Below are 15,867 nucleotides of genomic sequence, written 5' to 3' on the forward strand. Positions count from 1 at the left end.
CGTCATGGCCGCCGCGACCAGGTGTCGTCGTCGCAGATCAGGCCGCCGAGCACGCAGCCGCGCACCACGAGACTGCCGGAACGGTCGAGTTCTAGCGTCGTGCGATAGGTCTTGCCGTCGGCCGGGTTGTAGCCTTCGCCCTCCAGACCGCCCTTCGCGGCCGGCTTGAAGCCGGAGAGCACCTGGAGTCCCATCAGCGAGCGCTTCCGCAGCCCCTCATTGGGGTTGTAGATGTCGAACCGCTCCTCTTTGAGCCAGACGATCTTGCCGCACAGCGCCGGGCCGCAGCGGCTGATCGCGATCTCCGATTCTCCGTCCGAATCGCGCCAGCGCCCGACGATGCCGCCCATCGTGTCGGCCAGGGCTGGCAGCGCCGCCATCAGGGCGGCGGCGATCAGCGAGGCCAGGCCAAGTCCAGGGCCAAATCCACGTCTCATTCGTCACCCCCGAGCAGGAACACGCCTGCGATGATCAGCGCGATGCCGCCTGCACGAACCAGGTCGATGTGCTCGTCGAAGGTGAACCAGGCGAACAGCGGAACTGTGACATAGACCAGTCCCGTCATCGGGAAGGCACGGCTGAGCGGCATGTCGCGCAGGATCGCCATCCAGACGACGAAGACGCCGATATAACCGAGCGTCGCCAGCCAGACGCCCGGCAGCGAGATAGCCTTCGCCATCATGGCGAGGCCGAAATCCATGTCGCCGATCCCGTCGGCGCCCCATTTGAAGGCGAGCTGCGTGCCGGTGTCGAGCACGATGAAGGCGAGCCAGATCGCGAGCTGGCGACCCCATGCATTGCTAGCCGGTGGCGAGATGCTGCTCATGCGGCCTTCTTTCGGGCGATTGCGGCAAGATCGGGGTCGAAGCGCTCGAAGCCGAGCCAGGGACTCAGGGACCGCAGCGCCCATTGCAGAGGCGCGAGCCGGTGCCGGACCAGCAGGGTCGAGGGCACCAGCCGGCTGCCGAAGCGCAGCTTGGAGGCATAGGCCGTCTGGCCGCTCTGGAGCTTGTGGATGCCGCGCTCCAGGCAGAAGCGGACATTCGCCATCCAGCTCACGGCATAGAGGTTGTGCTCGCGCGCCAGCGGGTAGCGCATGCCCAGGAACTTGTCGATCACCCGGTCAGGCTCGACCAGCAGCAGGTTGAAGGCGGCAAGCTCCTCGCCGATCCAGTAGAGCACGAACACCGCCCGCTCGCCGAGGGCGCGCGAGACCGCGCCGAAATAGCCGGGCGGCAGCACTTCGAGCTCGCCATAGTCGAGCCCGCTCTGGGCTCGCGTCGCCTCGTAGAGCGCGTCGATCTTCGGCTCCAGCCCGGTGATGTCGGTGTGAAAGGCGATGCGGACCTCGCCGGCCTTGGCGAGCTTGCGCTTGATGTCCTTGCGCGTCGCCGCCGAAAGCGAGGCGAGATAGGCCGCCTCGTCCTTGAAGGGCATGTCGAGCAGCGCGATCGGCAGGCTGCCGAGCCGGGCGAAGCCGGCCTGCTTCAGCACATCGCCGACACTGTCTTCTTCGGCCGGCGCGAGGTCCTTCCAGACCACCAGATGCGCCCTCTCCTCGGCGGCCTGCCGCTCCAGCGCGGCGGCGAGCGCCTGGAAGGCGGCGGCGCGCCCGGCGGCATCGAGCTTCGGCGAGAAGCCGAGATGGCAGCGCTCGGCATAGGGCGAGCCCACGCAGAGCACCTTCAGGGTGACGAGCCCCGGCACGCGGCGGTACAGCGCGTCGCCGAGGCTCCTGAGCTTGCCCTGCAGCGGCGTGTCGAGCCGGTAGTTCAGCCGGAAAAACGGCGCCACGGCGATGACCTCGCCGTCAGATTCCGCACAAGCCGCCGCCATGCGCAGACCGATGCCGCTCTGCTCGGCAATCGCATCGCAGGCGCTGTAATAGGCATGGCATTCGGCTTCGCCGGGCAGGCAGTCGTCCCAGGCGGCAGCGTCGATCTCCGCGATGCCGGCCAGGATACGGCCTTCGGGCGTGCTCATTCGGCTGCCACGACACGCAGCGGCGTCACCGGGCGATGAGCCTTGGCGAGCCGCGAAGCCAGCGCCAGCGAGCGCTCGATCACGATGTCATGCTGCTGGTCGATGGTGACGAGGTGATAGCTGTCGTCGAGGATCACCGCATCGACGAGCCCGCCGAGCTTGCGCTGGATCTCGAAGGCGTTGCTGAGGTCGGCGATATCGTCTTCGCGCGGATGGACCAGCAGGGCCGGGCATTTGACTTGTGGCAGCTCGCGGCGCGTGACCGCGATCAGATCCCACATCTCTTTCAGCGAGCCCGAAGGCGTGCCGAGCAGGCCGGCCTCAGAGCTGTCGCCGCTCGCCAGCGACGAGACCACCAGAGCGCGGGTGCGCGTGTCCTTCAGCCCATAGGGCTCGCGCTCGACGAAGCGGTAGCGCCGCCCGAACGGCGTGTTGATGAACCAGCGCAGCAGGAAGGCGTAGCGCGGGATCGACCAGCCATCATACCAGAAGGTCGGGGCGTAGAGCGCGAGCCCATCGACCTGGGTTGGGCGCTGCGCGGCCACATGCATCGCCAGCACCGCACCCATGGAGAGCCCGCCGACGATCACCGTATCGCAGATTTCGCGCATGCGCTCGAGTTCGTCGAAAACGCTCTGCGTCCAGTCGCGCCAGCCGGTGGCGAGGATCTCCGCCTCCCCGGCACAATGCCCGGCGAGCTGCGGGCAGTGCACGGTATGGCCGGCGCGGTGCAGCGCCCGGGCGACGAAGCGCAGCTCGACCGGCGTGCCGCCGAGGCCGTGGATGAGCAGGAAGCCGGTGCGGTCACCGGCGAGGCGGACGCTGAAATCGCGCTGGGTCATCGGAACATGTCCGTCAGGCTGTTCTGGCGACGATGATGACGCCGCAAGTGATGAGGAAGGAGCCGAGCCATTGCCGCCGGCCGACGCGCTCGCCGAGGAAGACGGCGCTGGCCAGGGAGATGGCGAGGAAATTGGCGCTGGCGATCGGGAACGCGATCGAGAGCGGCACTTCCGCCAGGATGCGCAGCCAGATGAAGAATTCGGCGACATAGGTCGCGAGCCCCGCGGTGATCCAGCCGCAGCGTGCCACCGCCGCCGCAGTGGCCCGGAAATCGGCCCCCTGCGGCAGCCGGTCGGCGCCGATCTTGAAGAAGATCTGGCCGGCGACGTCGCAGATGATCGATGCCACGAACCAGAGGATGATCGTCGTGTTCATGACAGAACCCGCTGGAAGCAGTCGATCAGGCTCGCATTGACGCGGGCATTGACGGAGAGTTGCTCGGGCGTCGGCCTGAAGCGCGGCGGATGGTCGAAATAGGCGAGTGTCGCGCGGAACGGGTCGCTGAAGCGCGGCTCCGACCAGTCGCCGCAGACATCGGCGCCGACGATCCGGCGCTCGCTCGCCAGCCGCTCGAGCGCCACCAGCAAATGGCTCAGCGGCAGGTCGCCCTGGTCCCAGTTGGTGCAGGCGTCGCCCGGCCCGAGCACGTCCTTGTCGATCGTCAGCCAGACCGACGTGGTCGGAATAGCTGCGATCAATTCGTCGAGGAAATCCGACCAGTCCTCGTCGGCGAGGTTACGCCAGTGCAGATGGCCGCCTTCCTGCCGGAAGCTCGCGGTCTCGCCATAACGCCCCCAGACCCGCGACGGCGCGTGCCGCCAGGGATAGAGCGCGATCCGCCCGTCGGCCACCGCCCGCAAGTTTGCGAACTGCCATTCCGGGCGCACGAGATCGTCACTGCACGGGCCGATCGTCACGACCTTATGGACATCAGGCAACTCCAGCGCCCGGTTGACCCAGGCACCGCAATTCACCGTGGCGGGGAAGCTGACCCAGTCGGGATGGTTGTCGAAATGCACCACCGTGACCGGCTCCTCGACGCGGCTCAGCAGCGCCGAGGTGACGTGATGGAAATCGCCGGAACCGTAGAAGAAGACGGGCACGCCCTGCCCTTCGCCGTCGCGTTGGCCAAGGCGCTGCAGCAGCTCGGCCTTGGCCCGGCGGCCCGCGACGATGCGCAGGGCGCCAGCAAGATCCGCCGCCTCGATGCGGGCGGCGAGGCCCGCATCGATTTGCCGGCGCAGCGGCTCCTGAGCCGCCACGCTACCGTCGAGATCGATCACGCGCAGGCGCAAGGCCCGTCTCCACTGCTCAGGCGCTGGCGACGCGGGCGAAGAGCTGGTCGAGCAGCTCGATCGCGAGGTCGATCTCGGCATAGCTCATGGTCAATGCCGGCGCGAGGGTGATGACGTTCTTGTAGTAGCCACCGATGTCGAGCACGAGGCCATAGCGCTTGCCGCCGGCCTCGAGGTCGGCCTTCATGCCCTCGTCGCACATCAGGTCGACCAGCCGCTTCGACGGGGTGAAGCTGTCATGCGGCTCGCAGATCTCGATCCGCAACGCCATGCCGAGCCCGTCGACCTCGCCGACGATCTTGTGGCGACGCTTCAGCCCCTGCAGGCCCTCGAGGAAATACTTGCCCTTGGCCATGACCATGGTCTCGTAGTCCTCTTCCTCCATCATCTTCATCGCCTCGAGCGCGACGGCGGTGCCGAGCGGGTTGGCGTTGAAGGTGGAGTGGGTCGAGCCCGGCGGGAACACGGTCGGGTTGATCAGCTCTTCCTTGGCCCAGATGCCGGAGAGCGGGTTCAGCCCGTTGGTGACCGCCTTGCCGAAGACGATCACGTCCGGCTGCACGCCGAAGTGCTCGATCGACCAGAGCTTGCCGGTCCGGTAGAAGCCCATCTGGATCTCGTCGACCACCAGCAGGATGCCGTGCTGATCGAGCACCTTCTTGAGCTCGATGAAGAAATTCGGCGGCGGGATGACGTAGCCGCCCGTGCCCTGCAGCGGCTCGACATAGAAGGCCGCATATTCGGCCTCGCCGACCTTGGGGTCCCAGACGCCATTGTATTCGCTCTCGAACAGCCGGGCGAACTGCTGCACGCAGTGATGCCCGTACTCCTCCTTGCTCATCCCCTTCGGGCCGCGGAAATGGTAGGGGAACGGGATGAAATGCGCGCGCTCGCCGAAATGGCCGAAGCGGCGGCGATAGCGATAGGACGAGGTGATCGCCGAAGCGCCGAGCGTGCGGCCGTGATAACCGCCCTCGAAGGCGAACATCAGGCTCTTGCCCTTCTTGGCGTTGCGCACGAGCTTGAGCGAGTCCTCGACCGCCTGGGCGCCGCCGACATTGAAGTGGACGCGGCCCTTGGTGCCGAACTTGCGCTGCGCATCCTGGGCGATCATCGCCGCGAGCTCGATCTTCTCGCGATGCAGATACTGGCTCGCCACCTGCGGCAGCGTGTCGATCTGGCGCTTCAGCGCATTGTTCAGGCGCGGATTGGCGTAGCCGAAATTGACGGCCGAGTACCACATCTGCAGGTCGAGGAAGCGGTTGCCCGCCGCGTCGAGCATGAACGAGCCTTCGCAGCCCGAGAAGATCTTCGGGAACTGCGTGTAGTGGACGGTGTCGCCATGCGAGCAGTATTCGGCCTCGAGCGCGAGCAGGCGGGCCTCTTCCTCGGCCAGCGTCGCCGCCGGCGCCGAGGAAACATCGACCGGCTCGGCGCGGTCGAGCAGGGTGAAGCCGTCATCCATTGATCATGTCCTTGCGTGCAGGGGCTGCCGTTTCCGTCGAGGTTTCCGACAGCAGGGTTTCGAGGAGGCCGACGGCCTCCGAGAAGGTGTTGAACGGGCGATGGCTGATGCCGCTCTCGCGGCAATGCGCGATCAGGCTCTTCTTGGCGAAGACGAGGTCGGCCTGGCCCGCGACGCAGAAATCCGAGCGACCATCGCCGACCAGCAGGGTCAGCGGCCGGGAAAGGCTGCTGGCGACGCGGCACTTGCAAGTGCCGCTCGCGCAGCCCCCGGACGGGTCGGCATGCGGCGAGGTCAGCCGCCAGCGATCGCCGGGCAGCGGCTCGATATGATTGGCGACGACGGTGAGGCCGCTGAGGCCGGCGCGGCCCAGCAGCGCGTGGATGGTGCGGTCCAGCCCGTCGGAGACGACCGTGACCGGGATCCCGGCACGCTGGCAGAGCCGCACGAAGGCAGCAAAGCCCCAGTCGATCGCCAGCGAGGAGACGAAGGTGTCGAACACGTCGGGCGAGGCGTGCAGCAGCGCGACCTGACGCGCCATGCACTCGCGCGAGCCGATCTTGCCGGCAACCCAATCCGCCTCGATCTCTTCCCAGCCCGGCTCCGCGAAGCGCTGCAGCACGCAGTCCGTCGTATCCTCACGTGAGATGGTCCCGTCGAAATCGACGATTGCCTGCCAATTCATGCCCGCAGCACTCCAGCCAGTCCGCGCGCCGTTCAGCAACCATCATGCCATACACCAAGTCGTTGAAATATCGAGACGAAGAGGCTGAGATCCCAGGCTGAAGATCCCGTCTTTTTGGAGATGGCTCCATTTTTTGGAGCCTCACACTCAGTCTACGAGCGGAGAGCTTGCCCGAGGATTGCGCAGCATCGGCGGCAGAGCAGGTCGCAAGACCACAATGTCTCGTGAAGGCCGCCCAGCATCCAGCGCGCCACAGAACCGATCTTGCCCCCGCACGAACGATTCGAACCACCAGAGCCACACCGGCGACACAAACCGTCTTGACTCATCGTCGAGCCGGCGTATTGTTCCTTTAATTGCAACTTAAGTTCCATTTTTTGGAACTTTTTTGGAAGCGACCCGGATGTCCATCCTGACGGCAGCCGCAGATGTGCTTCGTTGCTTCTCCAGCACGCGTCACGACGTGACCGTGACCGACCTCGTGACTCTCCTCGGCATGCCCAAGAGCAATGCCTCGCGCCTGCTCAGGGCAATGCGCGACGAGGGGCTCCTGGAGACGGTCGGCGACAGCAAGCGCTATCGCCCGGCGTTGCTGCTCGCGCAGGTCGGCCAGCTCTATCGTTTCGCGGCATCGCTGATCGATCGCGCTGACGCCGTCGTCGGGCGCGTCTCCGACCAGATCGGCCATACCGGCTATATCAGCGTGCGCCGCGGCACCGAGATCATCGGCGTCACCGCTCACCCCGGCCGGCATGCGCTGCGGGTCGTCACGTCGATCGGCGACCGCATTCCGGCCTTCGCCTCCAGCACCGGCCGCGCTTTGCTCGCAAGGCTTTCCGACGCCGAGGTCCGTGCGCTCTACCCTGAGGGCTTCATCGCGCCATCCGAAACCGCGCCCCGCGACATGGACGAGCTTTTGGCGCGGCTGGCCGAGACCCGCCGCAACGGTTTCGCCGAGTCCCATGACGAAGCCGTGCGCGGCGTGCGCGCCATCTCGGTCGGCCTCGGCGATCCCACCACCGGCGACGAGGTCGCGCTCTGCATCTCCTTCCCGGCCGCGACGGTCGCGCCGGGCGAGCGTCTTTCCATCATCCGTTCCCTGGCCGAAGGCGCTGCCGAGATCGCGGCCCTGACCCAGGACAAGCGCTTCTTCCCCTTGAACCTCTCACCTTCGGAGACTGCTCCATGAGCAATCGTTGGCGTATCGGCTTCGACATCGGCGGCACCTTCACCGACTTCATCCTCTATGATGGGCAAGAGCGCTCGGTCCGGCTGCACAAGCGCCTGACCACCCCGCACGACCCGTCGGAAGCGGCGTTGATCGGCCTCGGTGAGCTCGTCGAAATGGCCGGCATCACGCTCGCCGATGTCGGCGACATCGTCCATGGCACGACGCTCGTCACCAACGCCGTGATCGAGCGCAAGGGCTCCAAGCTCGGCCTGATCACCACCAGGGGCTTCCGCGACATCCTCGAAATGGGGACCGAGCAGCGCTACGACATCTACGATCTCTTCCTGACCTTCCCCGACCCGCTGGTCTCGCGCGAGCATCGCCTCGAAGTGCCCGAGCGCATGGACCGCGACGGCAAGGTCGTGACCGCGCTCGACGCCGAGGCGGTGCGCAAGGCCGCCCGCGAGCTCGCCGCCGCCGGCTGCGAGGCGATCGCGGTCTGCTTCCTCAACAGCTACCGCAATCCCGCCAATGAGCAGGAAGCCGGCCGCATCGTGCGCGAGACCTGCCCGGAGCTCACCGTCTCGCTGTCGAGCGAGGTCGTCGCCGAGATCTGGGAATACCAGCGCTTCGTCACAACCGCCGCCAACGCCTATGTCCAGCCGCTGATGCGGCGCTATCTGGAGCGCCTGGAGCGCGAGCTCGCCGCCCGCTCCTTCACCGGCGCGCTCCGGCTGATGCACTCGGCCGGCGGCCTGGTCTCGCCCGAAACCGCCCGCACCTTCCCGATCCGCCTGCTCGAAAGCGGCCCGGCCGGCGGCGGCCTCGCAACGGCCCTGTTCGGCGAGCTCGCCGGCCACAAGGACGTGATCTCCTTCGATATGGGCGGCACCACCGCCAAGGCCTGCATGATCGAGGATGGCCGCGCCGAAATCGCGCCGATGCTGGAAGCCGGTCGTGTCAACCGCTTCGCCAAGGGCTCCGGTCTGCCGATCAAGGCGCCGGTGATCGACATGATCGAGATCGGCGCCGGCGGCGGCTCGATCGCGGCGATCGACGAGGTCGGCCTGCTCAAGGTCGGCCCGCATTCGGCCGGCTCCGACCCCGGCCCGGCCTGCTACGGCATGGGCGGCGTGAAGCCGACCGTCACCGACGCCAATCTCGTGCTCGGCTATTACGATCCCGGCTTCTTCCTCGGCGGGCGCATGGCGCTCGATCTGGAGGCCGCCCGCAAGGCCGTCTCGACCGTCGCCGAGCCGCTCGGGCTCTCGATCGAGGAAGCCGCCTGGGGCATCCACAAGGTCGTGGTCGAGAGCATGGGCGCCGCCGCCCGCGTCCATCTCGTCGAGAAGGGCAAGGACCCCCGCCATTACGCCATGGTCGGCTTCGGCGGCGCCGGCCCGGCCCATGCGGTCGACGTCGCCCGCGTGCTCGGCGTCAAGCAGGTCATCATCCCGCCGGCCTCCGGCGCGGCCTCGGCACTCGGCTTCCTCGCCGCGCCGCTCTCCTTCGATCAGGTGCGCTCGCTGCCGGTCGAGTTCTCGGAAGGCTTCGACGCCGCCGCGGTGAACCGTGTGCTGACCGAGCTGGAAGAAGAGGGCCGCAAGCACCTGATCGAGGCCGGCGTGAAGCCCGCCGATGTCACGGTCGAGCGCTCGGCCGACATGCGCCTCGTCGGCCAGATGCACGACATTTCCGTGCCGCTGCCGTCAGGCACCATCGATACCTCAAGCCTGGAGGCGATCCGCGCCGCCTTCAGCAAGACTTACTCCGCCCGCTACACCTCGGTCTATGAGGGCGCACGGCTGGAGGCGATCAACTTCCGCGTCCGCTGCGCCGGTCCGGTGCCGACGCTCTCGCTCTCCGGCGCGGCTGGTGGCGGCGATGCCACCAACAAGGTCAAGGGCAGCCGCCGCGCCTGGTTCGAGGGCGGGTGGAGCGAGGCCGAGGTCTATGACCGCTACGCCCTGCGTGCCGGCGACACCATCAAGGGGCCGGCCATCATCGAGGAGCGCGAGGCGACCACGATCGTCCCGCCCGGCGACAGTGTCAGCATCGACGATGTCCTGAACCTGATCGTCCATGTCGGCCAGGCCAGTGCCGCCGAGACCACGATCACCGCCGACATGCCGCTGGCGGAAGCCGCGCGCCGCATCGAGGCCGATCCGATCTCGCTGGAGATCATGTGGAGCCGGATGATCAACGTCGTCGAGGAGATGTGGCTGACCGTCTGCCGCACCGCCTTCTCGCTGGTGATCTCGGAGGCGCAGGACTTCGCCTGCGAGCTGCTCGACCCCGAAGGCGAGACGCTGGCGCATTCGCCCCGCGCCATGCCGGTCTTCAACCTGACGCTGCCGCGCGCGGTGAAAGCCCTGCTGGAGCGCTACCCGGCTGATACGCTGAAGCCCGGCGACGTGCTGATCACCAACGACCCCTGGCTCTGCGCCGGCCATCTCTTCGACATCGCCATCGTGACCCCGGTCTTCCTGGGGAACCGCGTCGTCGGCCTGATGGGCACGGTCGGCCATGTCTCCGACATCGGCGGCACCAAGGACTCGTTGCGGGCCCGCGAGATCTACGAGGAAGGCTTCCAGATCCCGCCGATGAAGCTCTACGAGGCCGGCAGGATCAACGAGACGCTGGTCCGCCTGCTGGCTGAGAACGTGCGCAATTCCGAGCAGGTGCTCGGCGACCTCCATTCCTTCGTCGCCGCCAATGCGATCGGCGCCGAGCGACTGCAATCCTTCCTCACCGATTACGGCATGCAGGACCTCAGGGCACTCGCCCATGTCGTGCAGAGCCGCTCCGAGAAGGCGATGCGCGAGGCGATCCGCGCGCTGCCGGACGGCACCTATCACGGCACCGTCTCGAACAACCCGCTCGGCACGCCGATGACCTATCCGCTGGCGCTGACGGTCAAGGACGACACCATCCATCTCGACTTCGCCGGCGCGCCGCCGCAGCTGCCGCAGGGCGGGCTGAACTGCACGCTCAACTACACGATGGCGCACGCCACCTACCCGCTGAAATGCATGCTGACGCCGTCGGTGCGCGGCAATGCCGGCTGCTACCGCGCCTTCTCGATCGATGCGCCCAAGGGCTCGATCCTGAACTGCGACAAGCCGCTGGCGGTCAACCTGCGCACCCGCACCGGCTGGTACCTCGCGCCGAACATCTTCCGCGCCTTGTCACAGGCGGCACCTCGCCAAGTCCAGGCCTTTACCGGCCTGCCGGTGGCGGCGAGCGTCTATGGCCGCGACCAGGCCGGCGACACCTATTCCGACATGCTCTTCGTCGGCGGCGGCCAGGGCGGCTCGGCCCATGGCGACGGCAAGTCGGGCCTGCTCTACCCGACCTCGGCGGCCAACACCTCGATCGAGACCTTCGAATCGCGCGTGCCGGTGCTGGTGGTCGAGAAGACCTACCTCACCGACTCCGGCGGCGCCGGCCGCCAGCGCGGCGGCCTCGGGCAGCGGGTGCGCCTGCGCAAGCTCTCCGATGACGGCCTGCCGACGCTGGTCTCGCTCTATCCGGAGGGGGTCAACAACCCGATCCCGGGCCTGTTCGACGGCAAGGCCGGCGGTGGTGCCTCCGGCCGGGTCATCGACGAGCAGGGCCATGTGCTGAAGGACGTCGGTACCGGCGAGCTCGTCCAGGTCAAGCAGCCGCACGAGATCGTCGAGCTCGTGCTCGCCGGCGGCGCCGGCTACGGCCCGGCCGCCGAGCGCTCCCGCGAGGCGATCGCCCGCGACATCGCGCTCGGCCTCGTCTCGCCGGAAGCGGCGAAGCGCGACTACGGCATGCATGCCGCCCATGCCTCCCAGGATGTCGGCGAAGCCAAGACCGGCATCCTTGTTGCCTGACAGATCGAACAGACAAGCCCGTAGGGGCAAATGAGGGGATTGAGGCATGACGACGCAAAATGACGGGGTGCCTCAGCGGCACCCCAGCCTGTTCGAGCCAGCGACGCTGGTGCTGATCGCGATCCTTTGCGTCTTTGGCGCAATTATCGGGATGCAGCTCTTGGTGTCGCTGGGGATCACCGCCAACACCTCGCTGATCGGCGCGCTCGCCGCCATGGCGCTGGCGCGCGTGCCGCTCGCGATGTTCGCGCGCTACCGCTCGATCCACGTCCAGAACCTGGCCCAGAGCGCGATCTCCTCGGCCACGTTCGGCGCGGCGAACAGCCTGCTGCTGCCGGTCGGCATCCCCTGGCTGCTCGGGCGGCCGGACCTGGTGCTTCCCATGCTGGCAGGCGCCTTCTTCGCCATGCTGCTTGACGGCTACCTGCTCTACCGGATGTTCGATTCCCGCGTCTTCCCGGCGACCGGCGCCTGGCCGCCGGGCGTCGCCGCCGCCGAGGCGATCAAGGCCGGCGACGAGGGCGGCCGCAAGGCGGTGCTGATGGGCGTCGGCTTCGTCACCGCGATCCTCATTGGCTTCGTCAAGGTACCGCTGGCCTGGATCGGTTTCGCTGGCTCGGCCGCAATGTCGAGCATCCCGATGTCCGCCTTCGGCGTCGCCTTCATCGGCAATATCTGGGCGCTGGCCATGTTCGGCATCGGCCTCTTGCTGCGCGGCTATTCCAGCCAGATCTTCGGCGGCCCGCTCTTCGAGACCATCATCCCCAAGGGCGACCTGATGGCCGCCTATATCCCGCATGGCTTCATGATCGGCGCCGGCCTCGTCGCACTGCTCCAGGTCGGCCTCCTGCTCTTCCGTCGCGACGAAGCCCAGAAGCAGGCAGAGGCCACCTCGGGCACCACCGACGCGGAGGTCAAGCGCGCGCTCGGCCTCGGCACGATCGGCTACCTCATCATCGCCGTCTTCCTCGCTCTGGTCGGCGGCCTGATGACCGACATGTCGATCGGCATGTTGATCCTGTTCGTGCTCTACGCGGCCTTCGCGGCCTATGTGCATGAACTGATCGTCGGCCTCGCCGCGATGCATTCCGGCTGGTTCCCGGCCTTCGCGGTGGCGCTGATCACCCTGATCATCGGCATGCTCATCGGCTTCCCGATGCCGGCACTGGCGCTGCTCGTTGGCTTCTCGGCCGCGACCGGCCCCGCCTTCGCCGACATGGGCTACGACCTCAAGGCCGGCTACCTCCTGCGCGGTAACGGCGCCGACCCCGCTTTCGAGCGCGAAGGCCGCCGCCAGCAGCTCTTTGCCGCGATGTTCGCCTTCGTCGTCGCCGGCGCGGTCGTGCTGGTCTCCTACCAGTCCTTCTTCGACCGGAACCTCGTCGCCCCCGTCGACAAGGTCTATGCCGCGACGATCAAGGCCGGCGTCGCGCCCGGCGTCGCCTGGCAGCTCTTCCTCTGGGCGATCCCCGGCGCGATCCTGCAATTCATCGGCGGGCCGAAGCGCCAGATCGGCGTGCTCTTCGCCACCGGCCTCCTGATCAACTTCCCGATGGCGGGCTGGGCGGTGCTGGCCGGCATCCTCTGCCGGCTGGTCTGGGAGAAGCTGCGCGGCACTGATGGCGAGGGCGACATGGAGGTCTTCGCGGCCGGCGTCATCGCCGGCGACGCGATCTTCTCTTTCTTCGACTCCGTCCTGAAGAACTTCAACAAGCCCTGAGGGTACAAGGCCCGGGCCGGCATCGGCCCGGGCCATTCACATCCGGGAGGAAGCAGCCATGGCCAAGCTCGGCACTCTCACCATCGGCCAGGCGCCGCGCGCCGACATCACGCCGATCCTCGATGCGGTACTGGGCGCCGAGTTGCCCCGGCTGCATGCTGGCGTGCTCGACGGCTTGTCGCGTGAGGAGATCGACCGCGACTTCGCGCCTCAGCCCGATGGCGCGCTCCTGATCACCAAGCTGCTCGACGGAACCTCGGCCGTCATCGACCGCCAGCGCACCGAGCGGGCCGCGCAAGCCAAGCTCGCCGCGCTCGAGGCGGCCGGCTGCAGCACGATCCTGATGCTCTGCACCGGGCATTTCGCAAGCCTGCGGACAGCGCGCGCCCGGCTGATCGAGCCCGACCGCATCCTGCCGCCGACGGTCGCGGCGCTGGTCCAGGATGCGCAGCTCGGCATCATCGTGCCGCTCGCCGAGCAGATCGCCTCCGAGGCCGGGAAATGGGCGCCGCTCGCCCGTCCGCCGATCTACGCCGCCGCCTCGCCCTATGGCGGCGACGGCCTGACAGTCGCTGAGGCGGCCGAAGCCCTTGCCGAACGCGGCGCCAACATCCTGCTGATGGACTGCATGGGCTTCGTCGAGCGCCATCGCCAGGACGCGGCCGCTGCCGGCCTCCCGGTCATCCTGTCGAACGCGCTGATCGCCAAGATCGTCTCGGAAGTGGTTTGAGGGCCGCAGCCTCAGCGCTCTCTAGACCGCGCTATTTGCTCCCCGGCGGCGTGCCGTGGGTGTGAAAGCTCTCGATCGTCTTCAGCCCCCAGGCTTGTCCCTTCTTCCGCTCCTCCTCCGTCCAGGTTACCGTCTGCCAGTCGGGATCGAGGATCAGGCGCGCGCCGGCGTTGGCGATCTCGACGCGATTTCCGGCGGGCTCGTAGACATAGAGGAAGAAGGTCTGCTGCACCGCGTGCTTGTGCGGCCCGGTCTCGATGAAGACGCCGTTCTCGAGGAAGAGATCGGCCGCCTCCAATATGTGCTCGCGCTGGTCGACGGCATAGGTGACATGGTGGAAGCGCCCGCGCGCCGGGGTGTGGTCGCGGGTATAGGCGATGTCGTAGCTCTTGTTGTTGACGGTGAACCAGCAGCCGCCGACCTCGCCTGAATCGAGCACGATCTGCTCGGTCACCCGGCTGCCCAGCGCCTTGGGCATGAAGTCGCGGATCGCTGCGACATCCTGCGCCAGCAGGTTGAGATGGTCGAGCCGGCGCACGGCGCAGCCGCGGCCATGGTTGCGCTGGGCCTGGTTCTTCAGGGCCGGCCGCTCCTTCTCGGGAGCGGCATATTTGTTGGTCTCGAAATAGATCTCGAAGACATGCTCGTCCGGATCGCGGAAGCGATAGGCCCGGCCGTGGCCGAGGTCGCCCTCGCTCCAGCCGATGCCGCAGCCCATCGCCTCGATCGCCGCGACGCGGCGCAATAGCGCCGCCTCGCTCGAGGCGCGATAACCGATATGGCCGACGCCCGTCGTCTTCGCCGCGGTGAGCTTCAGCGTGTGGAATTCGTAGTCATCCCAGGCACGCAGGTAGACGCTGTCGCCCTCGCGCCCGCTCTCCGTCAACCCGAAGATGTCGACGAAGAAGTCGAGGCTCTCCTGCGGCTTGTTGGTGAAGAGCTCGACATGGCCGAGATGGGCGATGTCGAAGCAGGGCTCGCTACTCATCCCCAGACTTCCTTGGCAACTTCGAGGATGCGCGAGAGCTTGGCCCACTGCTCATCCTCGGCCAGCACATTGCCTTCCTCGGTCGAGGCGAAGCCGCATTGCGGCGAGAGACAAAGCTGCTCCAGCGGCGCGTATTTCGAGGCTGCCTCGATCCGGCGCTTGAGGTTGTCCTTGCTCTCGATCTCGCCGAACTTCGAGGTCACCAGCCCGAGCACGACCTGCTTGTCGCCCTTGGGCAGGAAGCGCAGCGGCTCGAAGCCGCCGGAGCGGTCATCGTCCCACTCCATGAAGTAGCCGTCGACATTGATCTCGTTGAAGACCATCTCGGCGACCGGCTCGTAGCCGCCAGACGCGATGAAGGTCGATTTGAAGTTGCCGCGGCAGGTATGGGTGGTGATCTGCATGTCGGCGGGCTTGGCCTTCAGCGCCGCGTTGAGCACGTCGCGATAGATGAAGACCAGTTGCTCCGGATCGTCGCCGCGCTCGGCCAGCATCTTGCGCTGCTCGGGATCGCAGAAATAGGACAGGCTGGTGTCGTCGAGCTGAAGATAGCGACAGCCGGCATCGTAAAACGCCTTGATCGCCTTGGCGTAGACCTTGCCGAGATCCTCGTAATAGTCCTCGATCCTGAGATAGGCGCTCGGATCGATCGCCTTCCGGCCGCCGCGATAATGCAGCATGGACGGGCTCGGGATCGTCATCTTCGGCACACGGCTGGTCGTCGAGGCCAGGAACTTGAAATGGGCGAGATGCGGGTGATCGTCCGGGAAGTCGAGCTTGCCGGTGACGCGGACCGCATGGCCCTTGGTGGTGACGCCCTTGAACTGAATGCCTGAATCGGTCTCGAAGCTGGTGACGCCGGAGAGGCCGTCAAGGAAGTCGAAATGCCAGAAGGCGCGGCGGAACTCGCCATCGGTCACCGCCTGCAGGCCGACCTCCTCCTGCTTGCGCACGAGCTTCCTGATCTCCTCGTCTTCGATCGCGGTCAGCTCGGCCTGACCGATCTCACCGGCAGCAAGCTTGGCGCGGGCGTCCTTCACCGGCGCGCTGCGCAGCAGGCTGCCGACCATGTCGCCCCGGAACGGCGGCTTCTGTCTCTGGCTCATGGCGTTTCCTTTCCCTGG

Annotated in this window: 14 protein-coding genes; 4 read left to right on the top strand and 10 right to left on the bottom strand. The window is 67.1% G+C overall.

All coding sequences use genetic code 11. From position 1 onward, the window contains the following. Window positions 1-2: 2 nt before the first annotated feature. From VGV58_RS20240 to VGV58_RS20275, 8 genes are read right to left on the bottom strand one after another with little or no spacing between them, the layout of a single operon-like run. On the bottom strand, window positions 3-437 hold the full coding sequence (locus tag VGV58_RS20240; RefSeq protein ID WP_326875818.1) for a DUF2147 domain-containing protein: 435 nt from the start codon (window positions 435-437) through the stop codon (window positions 3-5). After that, entirely contained in the window at window positions 434-826 is a 393-nt protein-coding gene (locus tag VGV58_RS20245; protein ID WP_326875819.1) for a DMT family transporter, read from the bottom strand. The genes VGV58_RS20240 and VGV58_RS20245 overlap by 4 nt, the downstream gene beginning before the upstream one ends. Then, on the bottom strand, window positions 823-1,983 hold the full coding sequence (locus tag VGV58_RS20250) for a GNAT family N-acetyltransferase (protein ID WP_326875820.1): 1,161 nt from the start codon (window positions 1,981-1,983) through the stop codon (window positions 823-825). The genes VGV58_RS20245 and VGV58_RS20250 overlap by 4 nt, the downstream gene beginning before the upstream one ends. Further along, window positions 1,980-2,825 (bottom strand): alpha/beta hydrolase, encoded by an 846-nt coding sequence (locus VGV58_RS20255; protein ID WP_326875821.1) that lies wholly within the window; start codon window positions 2,823-2,825, stop codon window positions 1,980-1,982. Before VGV58_RS20255 ends, VGV58_RS20250 begins: the two co-directional genes overlap by 4 nt. Before the next feature lie 13 nt (window positions 2,826-2,838). Next, the gene (locus VGV58_RS20260) at window positions 2,839-3,201 is read right to left on the bottom strand and encodes an EamA family transporter (protein ID WP_159650120.1); all 363 of its coding nucleotides are present in this window, start codon (window positions 3,199-3,201) and stop codon (window positions 2,839-2,841) included. After that, complete coding sequence (locus tag VGV58_RS20265; RefSeq protein ID WP_326875822.1) at window positions 3,198-4,121, bottom strand: arginase family protein; 924 nt, start codon at window positions 4,119-4,121, stop codon at window positions 3,198-3,200. Before VGV58_RS20265 ends, VGV58_RS20260 begins: the two co-directional genes overlap by 4 nt. Before the next feature lie 16 nt (window positions 4,122-4,137). Further along, the gene (locus tag VGV58_RS20270) at window positions 4,138-5,586 is read right to left on the bottom strand and encodes an aspartate aminotransferase family protein (RefSeq protein ID WP_326875823.1); all 1,449 of its coding nucleotides are present in this window, start codon (window positions 5,584-5,586) and stop codon (window positions 4,138-4,140) included. After that, window positions 5,579-6,271, bottom strand: a complete 693-nt coding sequence (locus VGV58_RS20275; RefSeq protein WP_326875824.1) for an MtnX-like HAD-IB family phosphatase — start codon at window positions 6,269-6,271, stop codon at window positions 5,579-5,581. Before VGV58_RS20275 ends, VGV58_RS20270 begins: the two co-directional genes overlap by 8 nt. Window positions 6,272-6,674: 403 nt before the next feature. Here VGV58_RS20275 and VGV58_RS20280 point away from each other — a divergent pair, with 403 nt between their 5' ends. Genes VGV58_RS20280 through VGV58_RS20295 form a run of 4 tightly spaced genes read left to right on the top strand, consistent with a single transcriptional unit; the run spans window position 6,675 to window position 13,755 of the window. Continuing rightward, window positions 6,675-7,460, top strand: a complete 786-nt coding sequence (locus tag VGV58_RS20280) for an IclR family transcriptional regulator (protein WP_326875825.1) — start codon at window positions 6,675-6,677, stop codon at window positions 7,458-7,460. Continuing rightward, a complete protein-coding gene (locus VGV58_RS20285; protein WP_326875826.1) occupies window positions 7,457-11,305 on the top strand; it encodes a hydantoinase B/oxoprolinase family protein in 3,849 nt (1,282 codons plus the stop codon). The genes VGV58_RS20280 and VGV58_RS20285 overlap by 4 nt, the downstream gene beginning before the upstream one ends. A 46-nt stretch (window positions 11,306-11,351) precedes the next feature. After that, on the top strand, window positions 11,352-13,025 hold the full coding sequence (locus VGV58_RS20290; protein WP_326875827.1) for an OPT/YSL family transporter: 1,674 nt from the start codon (window positions 11,352-11,354) through the stop codon (window positions 13,023-13,025). 58 nt (window positions 13,026-13,083) lie between these two features. Continuing rightward, window positions 13,084-13,755: an AroM family protein gene (locus tag VGV58_RS20295; protein WP_326875828.1), complete on the top strand. Its 672-nt coding sequence runs from the start codon at window positions 13,084-13,086 to the stop codon at window positions 13,753-13,755. A gap of 31 nt (window positions 13,756-13,786) precedes the next feature. Here the strand turns inward: VGV58_RS20295 and VGV58_RS20300 are convergent, their stop codons facing one another. Together VGV58_RS20300 and VGV58_RS20305 are read right to left on the bottom strand one after the other, a co-directional pair. Further along, window positions 13,787-14,743, bottom strand: coding sequence for a catechol 2,3-dioxygenase (locus VGV58_RS20300; RefSeq protein ID WP_326875829.1), 957 nt, complete (start codon window positions 14,741-14,743; stop codon window positions 13,787-13,789). Then, on the bottom strand, window positions 14,740-15,849 hold the full coding sequence (locus tag VGV58_RS20305; protein WP_326875830.1) for a 5-methyltetrahydropteroyltriglutamate--homocysteine S-methyltransferase: 1,110 nt from the start codon (window positions 15,847-15,849) through the stop codon (window positions 14,740-14,742). Before VGV58_RS20305 ends, VGV58_RS20300 begins: the two co-directional genes overlap by 4 nt. Window positions 15,850-15,867 lie beyond the last annotated feature (18 nt).

The sequence above is a fragment of the Allobosea sp. genome, assembly GCF_035944895.1.
GTDB lineage: Bacteria > Pseudomonadota > Alphaproteobacteria > Rhizobiales > Beijerinckiaceae > Allobosea.